Annotated in this window: 15 protein-coding genes; 10 read left to right on the top strand and 5 right to left on the bottom strand. The window is 69.9% G+C overall.

Annotated elements, in window-relative coordinates:
• The first annotated feature begins 69 nt into the window (after window positions 1–69).
• Window positions 70–807 carry a response regulator transcription factor gene (locus ACIBJH_RS30695; protein WP_399120199.1) on the top strand — a complete coding sequence of 246 codons (738 nt, stop codon included), beginning with the start codon at window positions 70–72 and terminating at the stop codon, window positions 805–807.
• Window positions 807–2315 carry a sensor histidine kinase gene (locus tag ACIBJH_RS30700; RefSeq protein WP_399120111.1) on the top strand — a complete coding sequence of 503 codons (1509 nt, stop codon included), beginning with the start codon at window positions 807–809 and terminating at the stop codon, window positions 2313–2315. Before ACIBJH_RS30695 ends, ACIBJH_RS30700 begins: the two co-directional genes overlap by 1 nt.
• A gap of 78 nt (window positions 2316–2393) precedes the next feature.
• On the opposite strand, the gene ACIBJH_RS30705 is transcribed toward ACIBJH_RS30700, so the two are convergent.
• Together ACIBJH_RS30705 and ACIBJH_RS30710 are read right to left on the bottom strand one after the other, a co-directional pair.
• Window positions 2394–3104 carry a L,D-transpeptidase gene (locus ACIBJH_RS30705; RefSeq protein WP_399120112.1) on the bottom strand — a complete coding sequence of 237 codons (711 nt, stop codon included), beginning with the start codon at window positions 3102–3104 and terminating at the stop codon, window positions 2394–2396.
• A 131-nt stretch (window positions 3105–3235) separates the two neighbouring features.
• Window positions 3236–4120: a hypothetical protein gene (locus tag ACIBJH_RS30710; RefSeq protein ID WP_399120113.1), complete on the bottom strand. Its 885-nt coding sequence runs from the start codon at window positions 4118–4120 to the stop codon at window positions 3236–3238.
• A 258-nt stretch (window positions 4121–4378) separates the two neighbouring features.
• Between ACIBJH_RS30710 and argH the strand changes: the two genes are divergently transcribed.
• From argH to ACIBJH_RS30730, 4 genes are all read left to right on the top strand, one after another.
• Window positions 4379–5812, top strand: coding sequence for an argininosuccinate lyase (argH, locus tag ACIBJH_RS30715; protein ID WP_399120114.1), 1434 nt, complete (start codon window positions 4379–4381; stop codon window positions 5810–5812).
• Between the two features lie 119 nt (window positions 5813–5931).
• Window positions 5932–6903, top strand: a complete 972-nt coding sequence (locus ACIBJH_RS30720; RefSeq protein ID WP_399120115.1) for an aldo/keto reductase — start codon at window positions 5932–5934, stop codon at window positions 6901–6903.
• Window positions 6904–6990: 87 nt separating this feature from the next.
• Window positions 6991–7557: a TetR/AcrR family transcriptional regulator gene (locus ACIBJH_RS30725; protein ID WP_399120117.1), complete on the top strand. Its 567-nt coding sequence runs from the start codon at window positions 6991–6993 to the stop codon at window positions 7555–7557.
• Window positions 7554–9065, top strand: a complete 1512-nt coding sequence (locus tag ACIBJH_RS30730) for an MFS transporter (RefSeq protein ID WP_399120118.1) — start codon at window positions 7554–7556, stop codon at window positions 9063–9065. Before ACIBJH_RS30725 ends, ACIBJH_RS30730 begins: the two co-directional genes overlap by 4 nt.
• Window positions 9066–9120: 55 nt before the next feature.
• On the opposite strand, the gene ACIBJH_RS30735 is transcribed toward ACIBJH_RS30730, so the two are convergent.
• Window positions 9121–9792, bottom strand: a complete 672-nt coding sequence (locus ACIBJH_RS30735) for a lysophospholipid acyltransferase family protein (protein ID WP_381246014.1) — start codon at window positions 9790–9792, stop codon at window positions 9121–9123.
• A 319-nt stretch (window positions 9793–10111) separates the two neighbouring features.
• On the opposite strand from ACIBJH_RS30735, the gene ACIBJH_RS30740 reads away from it, so the two are divergent.
• From ACIBJH_RS30740 to ACIBJH_RS30750, 3 genes are all read left to right on the top strand, one after another.
• On the top strand, window positions 10112–11293 hold the full coding sequence (locus ACIBJH_RS30740) for a glycerophosphodiester phosphodiesterase (protein ID WP_399120119.1): 1182 nt from the start codon (window positions 10112–10114) through the stop codon (window positions 11291–11293).
• Window positions 11294–11366: 73 nt separating this feature from the next.
• The gene (locus ACIBJH_RS30745) at window positions 11367–11873 is read left to right on the top strand and encodes a sigma-70 family RNA polymerase sigma factor (protein ID WP_399120120.1); all 507 of its coding nucleotides are present in this window, start codon (window positions 11367–11369) and stop codon (window positions 11871–11873) included.
• Window positions 11874–11918: 45 nt separating this feature from the next.
• Entirely contained in the window at window positions 11919–12416 is a 498-nt protein-coding gene (locus tag ACIBJH_RS30750; protein WP_019066311.1) for a GNAT family N-acetyltransferase, read from the top strand.
• Here ACIBJH_RS30750 and ACIBJH_RS30755 read toward each other — a convergent pair.
• The gene (locus ACIBJH_RS30755; protein WP_399120121.1) at window positions 12406–12855 is read right to left on the bottom strand and encodes a hypothetical protein; all 450 of its coding nucleotides are present in this window, start codon (window positions 12853–12855) and stop codon (window positions 12406–12408) included. The two genes, ACIBJH_RS30750 and ACIBJH_RS30755, sit on opposite strands and share 11 nt — an antisense overlap.
• A 1-nt stretch (window position 12856) precedes the next feature.
• Window positions 12857–13216 carry a hypothetical protein gene (locus ACIBJH_RS30760; protein ID WP_399120122.1) on the bottom strand — a complete coding sequence of 120 codons (360 nt, stop codon included), beginning with the start codon at window positions 13214–13216 and terminating at the stop codon, window positions 12857–12859.
• A gap of 51 nt (window positions 13217–13267) precedes the next feature.
• Between ACIBJH_RS30760 and ACIBJH_RS30765 the strand changes: the two genes are divergently transcribed.
• A complete protein-coding gene (locus ACIBJH_RS30765) occupies window positions 13268–13918 on the top strand; it encodes an HAD family hydrolase (RefSeq protein WP_399120123.1) in 651 nt (216 codons plus the stop codon).
• Window positions 13919–14026 lie beyond the last annotated feature (108 nt).

Consider the following 14026-nt stretch of genomic DNA (forward strand, 5'->3'; position numbering starts at 1 on the left):
TTCTCAGAGGAAACTCAGAGGCCCTCGCGGCGGCCGGGGACGCCAGGAGGGGGGATGCTGGTAAGTGCCATGAACACGACCCGCTCCGGCCGACCGGCCCTCACTCGCCCCGACGGCACCCCCGTCCGCGTCCTCGTCGTCGACGACGACCCCGACCTGGCCGAGGTGCTCTCCGGCGCCCTGCGCTACGAGGGCTGGGAGGTCCGCACGGCGGGCGACGGAGCCGCCGCGCTCGCCGGGGCGCGCGAACTGCGGCCGGACGCCGTCGTCCTCGACGTGATGCTCCCGGACACCGACGGCTTCGCCGTACTGCGCTCCCTGCACGAGGTGAAGCCCGACGTCTGCGTGCTCTTCCTCACCGCCCGGGACACCGTCGAGGACCGCATCGCCGGCATCACCGCGGGCGGCGACGACTACGTCACGAAACCCTTCAGCCTGGAGGAGGTCGTCGCCCGGCTGCGCGGACTGCTGCGCCGCGCCGGCATGGCCCGCCAGGCGGAGGAGGGCCCCCGGATCACCGTCGGGGACCTGGTCATGGACGAGGAGGCCCGCGAGGTCAGCCGGGCCGGCCACATCGTCGAACTCTCCCCGACCGAGTTCGAACTCCTCCGCTTCCTCATGCGCAACCCGCGCCGCGTCCTCAGCAAGGCCCAGATCCTCGACCGCGTCTGGTCCTACGACTTCGGCGGCCAGGCCCATGTCGTCGAGCTGTACATCTCGTACCTGCGCAAGAAGGTGGACGCCGGCCGCCAGCCCATGATCCACACCGTGCGCGGGGCCGGATACGTGCTCAAGCCGGTCCTCTGATGGGCAGGGCACTGCGGACCGTCGGACGGTGGCTGCGGAGCCTGCCCCGGCCGCACACCCTGCGAGCGCGACTGACGGCGGGCCTGGTGGTACTGCTCGCGGTCAGCTGCGCGGCCGTCGGGGTGGCCGCCGTCGTCGAACTGGACGGCTTCCTCACCGGCCGCCTCGACCAGCAGCTGACCGAGGTGGGGACGCAATTCCCCGCGAGCCTGGAGCACCAGGGCCAGACGCTCACCGACCACGACGCCGACGACCGGGAACGCGGCGACACCCGCCGACAGGCACCGCACACCTTCGGCGCCCGCCTGGTCAACGGCGTCGTCACCAACTCGGGGGTCGTGCCCGCCGACAAGGACGACACCACGACCGACCTGAAGGTGGCGCTGACCGCGAGGGACCGCAGGGAACTCGCGGCGGTGCCGGTGGGCGGCACGGCCCGCACGATCTACCTCTCGTCCCTCGGCAAGTACCGCGTCCTCGCCGCCAAGGGCCGGGACGGCGACGTGATGATCACCGGACTCCCGCTGGAGTCGGTGGAGGCCGCCGTCCACCGGCTGGAGACGGTCGCCGCGATCGTCTTCGGCGCCGCCCTCCTGATCACCGGGTTCGCGGGCGCGCTCTGGGTGCGCTGGTCGCTACGGCCGCTCAGCCGCGTCGCCGCCACCGCCACCCGGGTCAGCGAACTCCCGCTCGCCAGCGGCGAGGTGGCACTGCCGCCCCGGGCACCCGAGTCCGACCCGCGCAGCGAGGTGGGCCAGGTCGCCGGCGCCTTCAACCGCATGCTCGGCCATGTCGAGGACGCGCTCACCCACCGGCACGCGAGCGAGGAACGCCTGCGCAGCTTCGCGGCCGACGCCAGCCACGAGCTGCGCACCCCGGTCGCCTCGATCCGGGGCCACGCCGAACTGGCCCTCCTCCACCCGGACCCCGTCCCGCCCAAGGTCACCCGGGCACTGGAACGCATCGAGGCCGAGTCCGCCCGCATGGGCGTGATGGTCGACGAGATGCTCCTCCTCGCCCGCCTCGACGCGGGCCGCCCCCTCGAACGCCGCCCCGTCGACCTGACCCGCCTGGTTCTCGACGCCATCGCCGACGCGCGCGCCGCGGGCCCCGACCACCGCTGGGCCCTCCAACTCCCCGAGGACCCGGTCACGGTCACGGGCGACGCCCACCGCCTCCAACAGGTGTTGGCCAACCTGCTGGCCAACGCGCGTTTGCACACACCTGTCGGCACGAAGGTGACGGTGGCGGTGGAGACGAACGGTGAGTTCACCTACCTGACGGTCCACGACGACGGCCCGGGCGTGCCGGCGGAGGTCCAGCCGGGCGTCTTCGAACGCTTCACAAGGGCGGACCGCCGCCGGACCGAGGGCAGGGGCGGGGGAGCGGGCCTGGGCCTGTCGATCGTGGCGGCGGTGACGGAGGCGCATGGGGGGAGTGTGGGGTTGGAGAGCGCCCCGGGCTCAACGACGTTCACAGTTCGACTTCCGGCGGGCTCGACCCCCTAGGGGCGCGGGGAACTGCGCGACCAGCCACGACGCGCGTGCACTCGCCATGCAACCGACACTGAACGGCGCTCTCGCGAATCAGTACCGAGCAATCGCCGTAACCCCACTCACCGTCCCAATGGCAATATGCGGCGCCCGCCCAGGATCCACCCACCCCAAAATCCTTCGCATCGCACCCACCGGCACAGACACACAACCGGCGGTAGCCCCACGCCCGTTGACATGCAAAAAGATCCCGGCCCCACGCCCCTTCACGGGCTTGGCGTAGTTGTACCCGATGACAACCCCGTACGCGTACTGCGTCGCATAAGAGATCAACCGCTCCGACTCGGACGCCCGACAGTCACGGGCCAACGGCTCACTCCACCGGTTGTAGACGCGAGACCGAGTGTCCTCACACCACCAAGAACTCCCGTTCACCCGCCGGTACTTGACCCGAGTCCCACCAGGCGCCCCCTTGATCCCGAAGGCGTACGGAAGGTCGTACAACCCGGTGGGAGTCGTATAGGACCCCTGCTTACGAGCCCGCCCCTCGACGAGCCCCTTCGCCCCGAACCGAGCGACGGCGGAACCTACCTTCACCCACTTCCCACCCCGCCGCCGCTCCCACCAACTCAGCGTCCCGGACGTGGAGTTGGCGCGCGGAGCCTGAGCGATGACGAGCTGACCGCCACCCCCGGTGTCCGCGAGCGACGAGGGCACCGGAGGCGACACGGCACGCGCGGGCACCGCACCGGAGCCGAGCAGCAGAAGGGACGCGGACGCGACGGCGAGAACAGCGGGACGCATGCCTCAGACGCTAGAGCGAGGGCACCCTGACGGCACCTCAGATGGGCCGAACAGGCAACGCACCCCGCTCCGGACATCACCGTGGCCGCCCCGGCCGGCGTTCATCGGGGCGGCCACGGCTGCCTGTCACGTCACTTGGTGAGCGTGCAGGCGGCCAGGGAGTCCAGCCCGGTCGGCTTGGTGCCCTGGCGCCCGATGGCGATCGCGATGCGGTCGATGGTCGAGACGCGCTTGTCCTTCAGCGGGCCGAGGATGGCGTTCTGGACGAAGTTGGCGCCGCCCTGTCCGACGGTGTCGACGAGTCGCTTGTTGGCCTCGGTGATCTGCGTGTCGAGGAGGGTGAGGTTGCGGTCGACCTCGGCCTGCGCCGACGCCGGGACGGCGGGCAGCTGCGACTTCACGTCGGGGCAGGTGATCGTGCCGACCGCCGCGTTGGTGTCCGTATCCGTGTCCCCGGCCGCGTCGGCGGCGGACGCCGTGGCGCTCGGGGTCGCGGTGTCGGTGGCCCCCGTGTCGGTGGCCCCGGTGTCGGTTCCACCCGTCCCGGCTCCGCCGACATCGCCCGTTCCGGTGTTCAGGGTGCAAGTGGCCAGCGAGTCGAGCCCCGTCGGCTTGGTGCCCTGGCGCCCGATGGCGATGGCGATCCGGTCGATGGTCGAGACGCGCTTGTCCTTCAGCGGGCCGAGGATGGCGTTCTGGACGAAGTTGGCGCCGCCCTGTCCGACGGTGTCGACGAGTCGCTTGTTGGCCTCGGTGATCTGCGTGTCGAGCAGGGTGAGGTTGCGGTCGACCTCGGCCTGCGCCGACGCCGGCACGGCGGGGAGCTGCGACTTCACGTCCGGGCAGGTGATCGTCCCGGGGTCGGACAACGTGCGGGCGCTCTGCGTGGTGCTGCTCTTGTCCGGCGTCCCGGCAAGAGCGGTACCGGCGATGACAGCACCGGTGAGCGCCACGGCGGCGGCACCGCCGATGAACACGACGCGACGCTTGTTGTACTTGGGGAGAGCCCTGGACATGCGAATGCCTCACTCGGGTCAGGGGTGAACTGGGGGTGACTCGTGGGGGGAAACGCGGCGCCTGCGTTCGGCGAGAGGTACGGGAAAGCGGTTGCTGGTGTTCAAGGTTGTTCAAGGGTCTTTCAAAATTGACGAATCATGCAGGGCTCTGCATAATCATGCATGCGAGACGGTGTCATGCGAGACAATGCAGGGACACCACAGCAGGAACCCACGGAACGACGACCCTCGGTCCACGGCCTTTGAGGAGCAGCGCAAGTGAGCAGCAACAGCGGTGACGTACGGCTCTGGGGCGGTCGTTTCGCCGACGGTCCCGCCGAGGCCCTGGCGAAGCTGTCCGCGTCCGTCCACTTCGACTGGCGGCTCGCGCCCTACGACATCGCCGGTTCCCGCGCCCACGCACGCGTGCTGCACAAGGCGAACCTCCTCACGGACGACGAGCTGACCCGCATGCTCGCGGGCCTCGACCAGCTCGCGGAGAACGTCGCCGACGGCACCCTGGTCGGCACGATCGCCGACGAGGACGTCCACACGGCCCTGGAACGCGGCCTGTTGGAGATCCTCGGCCCCGACCTCGGCGGCAAGCTCCGCGCCGGCCGCTCCCGCAACGACCAGGTCGCCACCCTCTTCCGCATGTACCTGCGGGACCACGCCCGGACGATCGGCGGCCTGATCGCCGAACTCCAGGACGCGCTGGTCGGCCTCGCGGAGGCCCACCCCGACGTGGCGATGCCCGGCCGCACCCACCTCCAGCACGCCCAGCCGGTCCTGTTCGCCCACCATGTCCTGGCCCACGTCCAGCCCCTGTCCCGGGACGCGGAGCGGCTGCGCCAGTGGGACGAGCGGACGGCGGTCTCCCCGTACGGATCGGGGGCGCTGGCCGGTTCCTCCCTGGGGCTGGACCCGGAGTCGGTGGCGAAGGACCTGGGCTTCGAGCACGGCTCCGTCGCGAACTCGATCGACGGCACGGCCTCGCGTGACTTCGTCGCGGAGTTCGCCTTCATCACCGCGATGATCGGGGTGAACCTCTCCCGGATCGCCGAGGAGATCATCATCTGGAACACGAAGGAGTTCTCCTTCGTCACCCTGCACGACGCGTTCTCCACGGGCTCGTCGATCATGCCGCAGAAGAAGAACCCGGACATCGCGGAGCTGGCGCGCGGCAAGTCCGGCCGCCTGATCGGCAACCTGACGGGCCTGATGGCCACGCTCAAGGCGCTCCCGCTCGCGTACAACCGCGACCTCCAGGAGGACAAGGAGCCGGTCTTCGACTCCATCGACCAACTGGAGGTCCTGCTCCCGGCGTTCACCGGCATGATGGCCACCCTGACGATCCACCGCGACCGCATGGAGGAACTGGCCCCGGCCGGCTTCTCCCTGGCCACCGACATCGCCGAGTGGCTGGTCAAGCAGGGCGTCCCCTTCCGCGTCGCCCACGAGGTCGCCGGCGAGTGCGTCAAGGTCGCGGAGTCCGAGGACATCGAACTGAACGACCTCACGGACGAACAGTTCGCGAAGATCTCCGCCCACCTGACCCCCGAGGTCCGCACGGTCCTCAACGTCCCCGGCGCCCTGGCCTCCCGCAACGCCCGAGGCGGCACGGCCCCGAGCGCGGTGGCGATCCAACTGGCAGAAGTGAAGCGGGACTTGGCGGTCCAACACGAGTGGGCGACGGCTAAAAACAAGCGGTAGGGCGAGTCTTTTTGGGGGCGCGGGGAACTGCGCGACCAGCCCCAACGCGCCCGCACTCGCCGATCAACCGAACAACCCGAATCCTGAGGCGACAGGGCATCCCGAGTTACGTTGTCGGCATGCCCTTCGCCCGCCTCGCCACCGCCACCACCCCCACCGCCCACCTCGGACTGGGCCTCGCCGCAGTGGGCCGCCCCGGCTACATCAACCTCGGCCGCGAAAAAGACCTCGGAGAGACCCGCACCGTAGAAGCCCTCCGCGCCCGCACCCACGAACTCCTCGACGCCGCCTACGCGCAGGGCGTCCGCTACTTCGACGCCGCCCGCTCCTACGGCCGCTCGGAGGAGTTCCTCGCGGCCTGGCTCACCGCACGCCCCGACATCGACGACGTGGTCATCGGCAGCAAGTGGGGCTACACCTACACCGCCGGCTGGACCACCGACGCCGAGAAACACGAGGTCAAGGACCACACCGTCCAGACCTACGACCGCCAGCGCGGCGAAACCGCCGAACTGCTCGGCGACCGCCTCGACCTCTACCAGATCCACTCGGTGACCCCCGACAGCCCGGCGCTCACCGACAAGGAACTCCACGCGAGACTGGCCGAGTCGGCGGCGACGGGCGTGACCATCGGCTTCTCGACGAGCGGCCCGGCCCAGGCGGACGCCATCCGCGCCGCGCTCACCGTGACGGTCGACGGCGCGCCCCTCTTCCGTACCGTCCAGTCGACGTACAACGCCCTGGAGACTTCAGCCGGCCCCGCCCTGGCCGAGGCCCACGACGCCGGACTCACGGTGATCGTCAAGGAGGGCATGGCCAACGGGAGGCTCGCGGGACCGTACGCGCCGGACGCCCTGAAGGCCGTGGCGCAAGAGACGTCCCTGGGTGCGGACGCGATCGCCCTGGCCCTGATCCTGCGCGAACCGTGGGCGGGCGTGGCCCTCTCCGGCGCGGCGACGGTCGACCAACTCGCCTCCAACCTGCACGCGGCGGTCGTGGACCTGAACGACGACCAGCTCGCCCGCCTCGCCGCACTCGCCGAGGACCCGCACACGTACTGGGAGAAGCGCGGGCAGCTGCCCTGGCACTGACCTGAGAGATCCCGACGATCGCCCCCTCCGTGAGGCAGGCATGCCCGTGATGAGACATGAGTGTCTCATGTGGGTTATGGTTGTCTCATGGCTCTCGACCGCGACCACGTGCTCCGCGCTGCCGCCGCCCTGCTGACCCGCAAGTCCACCGCGACGATGGACGAGGTCGCCAAGGCGGCCGGGATCAGCCGGGCCACCCTGCACCGCCAGTTCGCGGGGCGCGACGCGCTCGTACGGGCGCTGGAGGCGCTCGGTATCGCCGAGTGCGAGGCCGCCCTGGACGCGGCGCGACTGGACGACGGCCGTGCCGAGGACGCCGTACGGCGACTCGTCCGCGAGGCCGAACCGGCCGCAGGTCTGCTCGCCTTCCTCTACACCGAGAACCAGCTGTTCGAGGGCGAGGAGCAGCACGCCGGCTGGGCCCGGGTCGACGACCGCATCACCGCCCTGTTCCGGCGCGGCCAGCAGAGCGGCGAGTTCCGTATCGACCTCACGCCCGCCTGGCTCACCGAGGCGCTGTTCGGCCTGCTGGCCTCCGCGGTGTGGCTGGTGCAGAGCGGCAAGGGCGCCCCCAAGGACTTCACGCACATGACCGTCGAGCTGCTGCTCGGCGGCGCACTACGCAGAGACGAAACACGGAGAGAGGAATCATGACCAGCACCCTGCAGCCGGCGGCTGTGACGGAGACGGAGAAGCGCCCGGGCCGTTGGCTCGCGCTCTCTGTCCTCGTGCTCGCCGTGCTGCTGGTGGCCGTGGACGCGACCGTCCTCGGTCTCGCGACCCCTTACATCAGCGAGGACTTGAAGCCGACCGGCACCCAGCTCCTCTGGATCGGCGACGTCTACTCCTTCGTCATCGCGGGCCTGCTCGTGTCGATGGGCAGCCTCGGCGACCGAATAGGCCGCAAGCGCATCCTGCTCGTCGGGGCCACCGCCTTCGGCGCGATCTCGGTCCTCAACGCCTATGCCACGACACCGGAGTTGATGATCCTGGCCCGGGCGCTGCTCGGTGTCGCGGGCGCGACCCTGATGCCCGCCACCCTCGCCCTGATCCGCAACCTCTTCCACGACCCGCGCGAACGCAGCCTCGCGGTCGGCATCTGGGGCGCAACGGCCTCCGCCGGTACGGCAGTTGGCCCGGTAGCCGGTGGCTTCCTGCTCGAACACTTCTGGTGGGGCTCGGTGTTCCTCATCAACCTGCCCGTGATGGCGGTCCTCGTCCTGGTCGGCATCAAGATGCTCCCCGAGTCGAAGAACCCGAACCCCGGCCCCTGGGACATGACCAGCGTCGCACTGTCCCTGGTGGGTGTGATCGGCGTCGTCTACGCGGTCAAGGAGGCCGCGACCCACGGCTTCGAGCTGCCCGCACTCGCGGTGGGCGCACTGGGCGCGGCGGCCCTGTACTGGTTCGTCCGCCGCCAACTCACGCTCCCCGCACCCCTCTTGGACATGCGCCTGTTCCGCAACCGGGGCTTCAGCGCGGCCGTCCTGGCCGACCTGCTGACCATCCTCGGCCTGTCCGGGCTGGTGTTCTTCCTCTCCCAGTACCTGCAACTGGTCCAGGGCAGGGGCCCGTTCGAGGCGGGCCTGGCCGAAATCCCCGCCGCCGTCGGTGCGGTGGCGGCCGGCCTCATCGCCGGCCGGACGGCCCGCCGCTTCTCGGTCCGCGCGGTGGTGGCGGGCGGCCTGGCGGCGGTCGGCCTGGCGCTCGCCGTACTGACGACCCTCGACCAGTCGACCGGCTACCCACTTCTCGGCGCCGCACTGCTGGTGGTCGGCGTCGGCGCCGGCTTCTCCTTCACGGTGACGGCCGACGTCATCCTCTCCTCCGTACCGAAGGAGCAGGCGGGCGCGGCCTCGGCGGTCTCGGAAACGGCCTACGAACTCGGCGCGGCCCTCGGCATCGCCGTACTCGGCTCGATCGTGACGGGCGTGTACCGGGGCTTCGCATCTCCGGCGGGAACACCGAGCGCCGCCCACGAATCACTGGGCGGCGCGGTGGAAGCAGCGGGAAGCATGCCGACCCAGGCGGCCCAGGAAATGCTGACGTCGGCGCGAGAGGCTTTCGTGAGCGGCCTGAGCGTGGCATCGGGCGTGGGAGCGGTGGTGCTCCTCGCGACAGCGGCGGTGGCTTGGTTCCTACTGCGAGGTCAACGCCTTTAGGGGCGCGGGGAACTGTGCGACCAGCCCCCACACAGCCGCACTCGACGACGAACCCTCAAGCCGCCTTGGCCTTGGTCGCATACATGTCCACGTACTCCTGCCCCGACAACCGCATGACCTCAGTCATCACAGAGTCGGTCACAGCCCGCAGCACATACCGATCCCGGTCCATCCCCTCGTACCGGGAGAACTCCATCGCCTCACCGAACCGAACAGTGACCCGCCCCGGGCGCGGAATCCCCGCACCCCCCGGCTGCAACTTGTCCGTACCGATCATCGCGAAGGGAACAACCGGCGCGCCCGTCATCATCGTGAGGCGGGCGATGCCGGTACGCCCCCGGTACAACCGCCCGTCGGGCGACCGCGTCCCCTCGGGGTAGATCCCGAAGACCTTGCCCTCCTCCAGCACGCGCCGCCCGGTCATCAGCGCGGCGACGCCGCCGTTCGCCCCGTCCCGGTCGACCGGGATCATGCCGACGCCGGTGAAGAACCAGGCCATGAGGCGGCCCTTGAAGCCCTTGCCGGTGACGTACTCGTCCTTGCCGATGAAGAACACCTGCCGGTCGCAGACCAGCGGAAGGATCATCGAGTCGATGAACGTGAGGTGGTTGCCGGCGAGGATCACCGGGCCGTCGTCGGGGATGTGCTCCGCGCCCTCCACCCGTGTGCGGAACATCAGGCGCATGATCGGTCCGAGCACTGCCTTGATGAGCACGAAGCGGGACAACGGGCCCTCCGGTGTCAAGGGGTCGATATAAAACTGTGCAGGTGAGGACGATACTCGCGGTGCGGCGCGTATTGCACATCGGGTTCACCGAGGTCTTACGCAGTGTTGACGCACGTTTACCTGCGGTGTCGCTCCGGAGTCGCCCCGTAACCGGGCCGCCATGTTGTGACACATCTCGCGTTCCTTGCTGATGGCGTGTCAAACCTGTCCGTCCGTACGACATCCAGCGTCACCGCCGTGTTCGGGCCGAGGTCTCCCGTTCGTCATGTACGCGCACCTACGATCGGCGCGCACCGACGGGGCGACGCCAGGAGGTTTCATGGACACGCAGGGAACGCAGGGGCCGAACGAGCGAGCAGGCGGAACGGGACGACGGGCGCTCCTCGGCGCGGCCGTGCTCGGTGCGGGAGTGGCCGCACTGGGACCGGCGGGCACGGCGAGAGCCGCCGAGGCCTCGACGGCCCGTCACGGCGGCGGTCTGAAGGACCTGCCCAAGCCGACGATCGTCGGGCACCGGGGAACCAGCGGCTACCGCCCCGAGCACACCTTCGGCTCCTACAACCTGGCCCTCGACATGGGCGCCGACATCGTCGAGGCCGGTGACCTCGTCCCCACCAAGGACGGTCATCTGGTCTGCCGGCACGAGCCGGAGATCGGCGGCACGACGAACGTCGCCGACCACCCCGAGTTCGCGAGCCGCAGGACCACCAAGCTGCTCGACGGCGTCTCCACGACCGGCTGGTTCACCGAGGACTTCACGCTCGCCGAGTTGAAGACCCTGCGCGCGATCGAGCGCATTCCGGCCAACCGCCCGCACAACACGCTCTACAACGGCCGCTGGGAGATCCCGACCTTCGAAGAGGTCCTCAAGTGGCAGGACGAGCAGACCCGTAAGCGCGGCAAGCAGGTCTGGATCTACCCCGAGATGAAGCACCCCACCTACTTCCGCAAGCGCGGCTTCGACATGGAGAAGCTGCTCTCCTCGACCCTGCGCAAGCACGGCAAGGACAAGCGGAACTCGCCGGTCCTCATCCAGTCCTTCGAGCCGACCAGCATCCAGAAGATCAGCAAGCTGGTCCGCAACAACCTGGTGGTGCTGCTGTCCGGCACGGGCACCCGCCCCTTCGACTTCGTCGACCTGGGCGACCCGCGCACGGTCGACGACCTCGTCACTCCCAAGGGCCTCGCCGAGATCGCGTCGTACGCGCAGGGCCTGGGCCCGACGCTCGACCTGATCATCACGAAGAACGCCGACGGCAGCCTGAACAAGGAGACCACCCTCGTCGCCGACGCGCACAAGGTGGGCCTGATCCTGCACCCCTACACCATGCGCAACGAAAACCCCTTCCTGCCGCTGGAGTACCGCAAGGGCACCGCCGTGGACGCCTACGGCGACGCGTTCGGCGCCTTCAAGCGCTACTTCGCCACCGGCATCGACGGTGTCTTCACGGACAACGCCGACACCGGTCTGCTGGCCCGCGCGGACTTCGTCAACGGCTGAGGCCCGCGCCCCGTTGGAGTGACAGACGGCCGCCCCGGCAACCTTCCGCCGGGGCGGCCACGTCGTGCCGCATATGACACACCAACTCCTCTCCACCCTGCGCCCACTGCTCGCGGCCGAGGCCTCCGCCGAGGCATATGCCTCCGGAACCGAATCGGCCGACCTCGAACAGGCCGTCTGGCTCCGCCTCCTGGAACGCCTCGACGCCTCCGGCCCACCGGTCGACCCCCAGCGCTGGCTCCGCCGCGCGGTCCGCTCGGAGGCCCAGCGCACCCGCCGCACGGCTCGTCTCGAACAGTCGTACGGCGATGATCCCGTCGAGGACGACGACAGCGGCCCCGAGCAGTCCGCGATCACGGCGGCGCGGCATCGCGCGCTGCACGACGCGGTGCGCCGGCTGCCCGGTCGCTGCCCGCGTCTGATGGAGGCGCTGCTGTCGCCCAAGGACCTCACCTACCGCGAGATCGCGGGGGAGTTGGGTATCTCACAGGGCAGTCTCGGCCCGGAACGTTCCAGATGTCTGGGATGTCTTCGCCGATTGCTGGCGCCGGAGGTTGCGGCCCGCGAAGCACGGGGATAGGAGTGAGAACCACATGGCGATCAGGTGAGCGGGAGGCGTGCGCACATGGGCATGAGTGTGACCATCTCGGTGGCGACCGAGCAGGACGCGGAGCAGATCTTCAGGCTGCAGTACCTGTGCTTCCAGAGCGAGGCGGCGCTGTACGGCAACTACCGCATCGACCCGCTGGTCCAGAGTCTCGACTCGGTCCGGGCCGAACTCGGTTCCGACTGCGTCTTCGTGGCCCGGCTGGGCGAGGAGGTGGTCGGCTCGGTCCGCGGCACGGTGACGGAGGACGGGGCCGCGGCCATCGGCAAGCTCTGCGTCCACCCGCGCCTCCAGGGTCACGGCATCGGCGCCCGCCTTCTGCGCGCGGCCGAATCGGCCCTCGCCGAGGAACGCGGCGCCAAGAAGTTCCGCCTCCACACCGGCCACCGCAGCGAGGGCAACCTCCGCCTGTACCGCCGCGTGGGCTACGAGACCGTAGGCACCTCCCAGGGCGACGACGGCGTACCGATGATCGTCCTGGAGAAGCCGGTCGAGGCATACGTCGCTACGGCGTGACCGTGCCGGTGGTGTCGGCCGCGCGGTTCTTCCGGAGCCAGTAGAGCGCCGACAGCGGCAGCAGCACGGGGATGAAGATGTACCCCGCGCCGTAGTACGACCAGACCGTCGCGTCCGGGAACGCCGAGCTGTCGATCACGGTCAGCGTGCCGACGATCAGGACACCCGCGAGTTCGGCGGCGCAGCACGCCTGTGCCGCCCTGCGGGCCTTCTCGCCGCCGCGGATGAGGGAGTACGTGATGAAGCCGTACACCATACCGGCGACGGCCGACAGGGAGTAGGCGAGCGGGGCCCGGTCGAACTCGGTGGCGATCTGGTAGACGGAGCGCGAGACCGCGCCGACGACCATCACGCCGTAGAACCAGACGAGCAGCATGCCGGGCCCGCTGATGAGCCGCTTGGGCTTCTCTTCCGCGGTGTTCTCTTCCACGGTGGTCATCTCAGCTTCCCCAGATGTCGTAGAGCCGGACTTCGAGCACGGCGAGGACCACGGCTCCGGCCGCGACCGTCGCCGTGCCCCAGCGGGTGCGCTCCGCCAGGGACATGAAGGCCGCCGCGGGGACCGCCGCGAACGCGCCGAGCAGATACGCCACGAAGATCGCCGTGCCCTGCTCCGCCTTCTCGCCGCGCGCCAACTGCACGATGCCGATCACCAGTTGGACCGTGGCCAGCAGAGTGACCACGGCCATGCCGATGAAGTGCCAGTCCTTCGTCGACTGGTCGCGGTAGGCCGCCCACCCGGTCCAGGCGGCGAGCAGCAGCGCGGCGACACCGATCGCCAGCGTCAGGGCATCAAGCATGCCGCGACCCTATTACGGGCCAAAAGACCCGGTGACCGTAGGGTCGGGAACATGAAGATCCATGCTGAGGCCCTCCTGTTCGACAACGACGGCACGCTCGTCTCCTCCCTCGAATCCGTGCGCAGGTGCTGGACGCGGTGGGCAGCGGAGTTCGGGATCACCGCCGAGGACTTCGGCCGGGTCGAACTGCACGGGCGGACCGCCGTGGCGATAGCCGCCGACCTGCTGCCCGCCGACGTCGTCCCGGCGGCGGTCGCGCGGATCGAGGAGCTGGAGGTGGAGGACGTGGCCAACGGGGGTGCGGTTCTGCTGCCCGGCACGCGTGACCTCCTCGACTTGTTGCCCGCCGACCGCTGGGCCGTCGTCACCTCCGCCACCCGCCGGCTCGCCGAGGCGCGGCTCGCGCACGCCGACATCCTGCCCAAGACCCTCGTGGTCGCCGAGGACGTCACGCGCGGCAAGCCCGATCCCGAGCCCTACCTCCTGGCCGCCCGCCAACTGGGCGTCGACCCGGCCCGTTGTGTCGTCTTCGAGGACGCCCCCGCGGGACTCCGGGCGGGCCGCGCGGCCGGAATGATCACCGTGGCATTGGCCACAACGCACCAGGCCCAGGAGCTGGACGCCGACCTTGTTGTGAGTGACCTGTCAGCGTTGTCCGCGCTGGTCAGCGACGGGGGAGTGGAGATCTCCGCGCGCGGTTGACGGGCGTCCGCCGCTGTCCGGCATGCGGACAGCGGCACTTTGTCAGGACCGTACGTCTGCTTTACTGATTCCATGACCACGACGAGCTGCCGCACCCTTGCGACCGAG

The organism is Streptomyces sp. NPDC050548, from assembly GCF_044457385.1.
GTDB lineage: Bacteria > Actinomycetota > Actinomycetes > Streptomycetales > Streptomycetaceae > Streptomyces.

Coding starts and splice junctions, on each gene's coding strand:
- ACIBJH_RS30695 (WP_399120199.1), top strand. CDS start 70: ATGAACACGACCCGCTCCGGCCGACCGGCCCTCACTCGCCCCGACGGC.
- ACIBJH_RS30700 (WP_399120111.1), top strand. CDS start 807: ATGGGCAGGGCACTGCGGACCGTCGGACGGTGGCTGCGGAGCCTGCCC.
- ACIBJH_RS30705 (WP_399120112.1), bottom strand. CDS start 3,104: ATGCGTCCCGCTGTTCTCGCCGTCGCGTCCGCGTCCCTTCTGCTGCTC.
- ACIBJH_RS30710 (WP_399120113.1), bottom strand. CDS start 4,120: ATGTCCAGGGCTCTCCCCAAGTACAACAAGCGTCGCGTCGTGTTCATC.
- ACIBJH_RS30720 (WP_399120115.1), top strand. CDS start 5,932: ATGCCCTTCGCCCGCCTCGCCACCGCCACCACCCCCACCGCCCACCTC.
- ACIBJH_RS30725 (WP_399120117.1), top strand. CDS start 6,991: ATGGCTCTCGACCGCGACCACGTGCTCCGCGCTGCCGCCGCCCTGCTG.
- ACIBJH_RS30730 (WP_399120118.1), top strand. CDS start 7,554: ATGACCAGCACCCTGCAGCCGGCGGCTGTGACGGAGACGGAGAAGCGC.
- ACIBJH_RS30740 (WP_399120119.1), top strand. CDS start 10,112: ATGGACACGCAGGGAACGCAGGGGCCGAACGAGCGAGCAGGCGGAACG.
- ACIBJH_RS30745 (WP_399120120.1), top strand. CDS start 11,367: ATGACACACCAACTCCTCTCCACCCTGCGCCCACTGCTCGCGGCCGAG.
- ACIBJH_RS30750 (WP_019066311.1), top strand. CDS start 11,919: ATGGGCATGAGTGTGACCATCTCGGTGGCGACCGAGCAGGACGCGGAG.
- ACIBJH_RS30755 (WP_399120121.1), bottom strand. CDS start 12,855: ATGACCACCGTGGAAGAGAACACCGCGGAAGAGAAGCCCAAGCGGCTC.
- ACIBJH_RS30760 (WP_399120122.1), bottom strand. CDS start 13,216: ATGCTTGATGCCCTGACGCTGGCGATCGGTGTCGCCGCGCTGCTGCTC.
- ACIBJH_RS30765 (WP_399120123.1), top strand. CDS start 13,268: ATGAAGATCCATGCTGAGGCCCTCCTGTTCGACAACGACGGCACGCTC.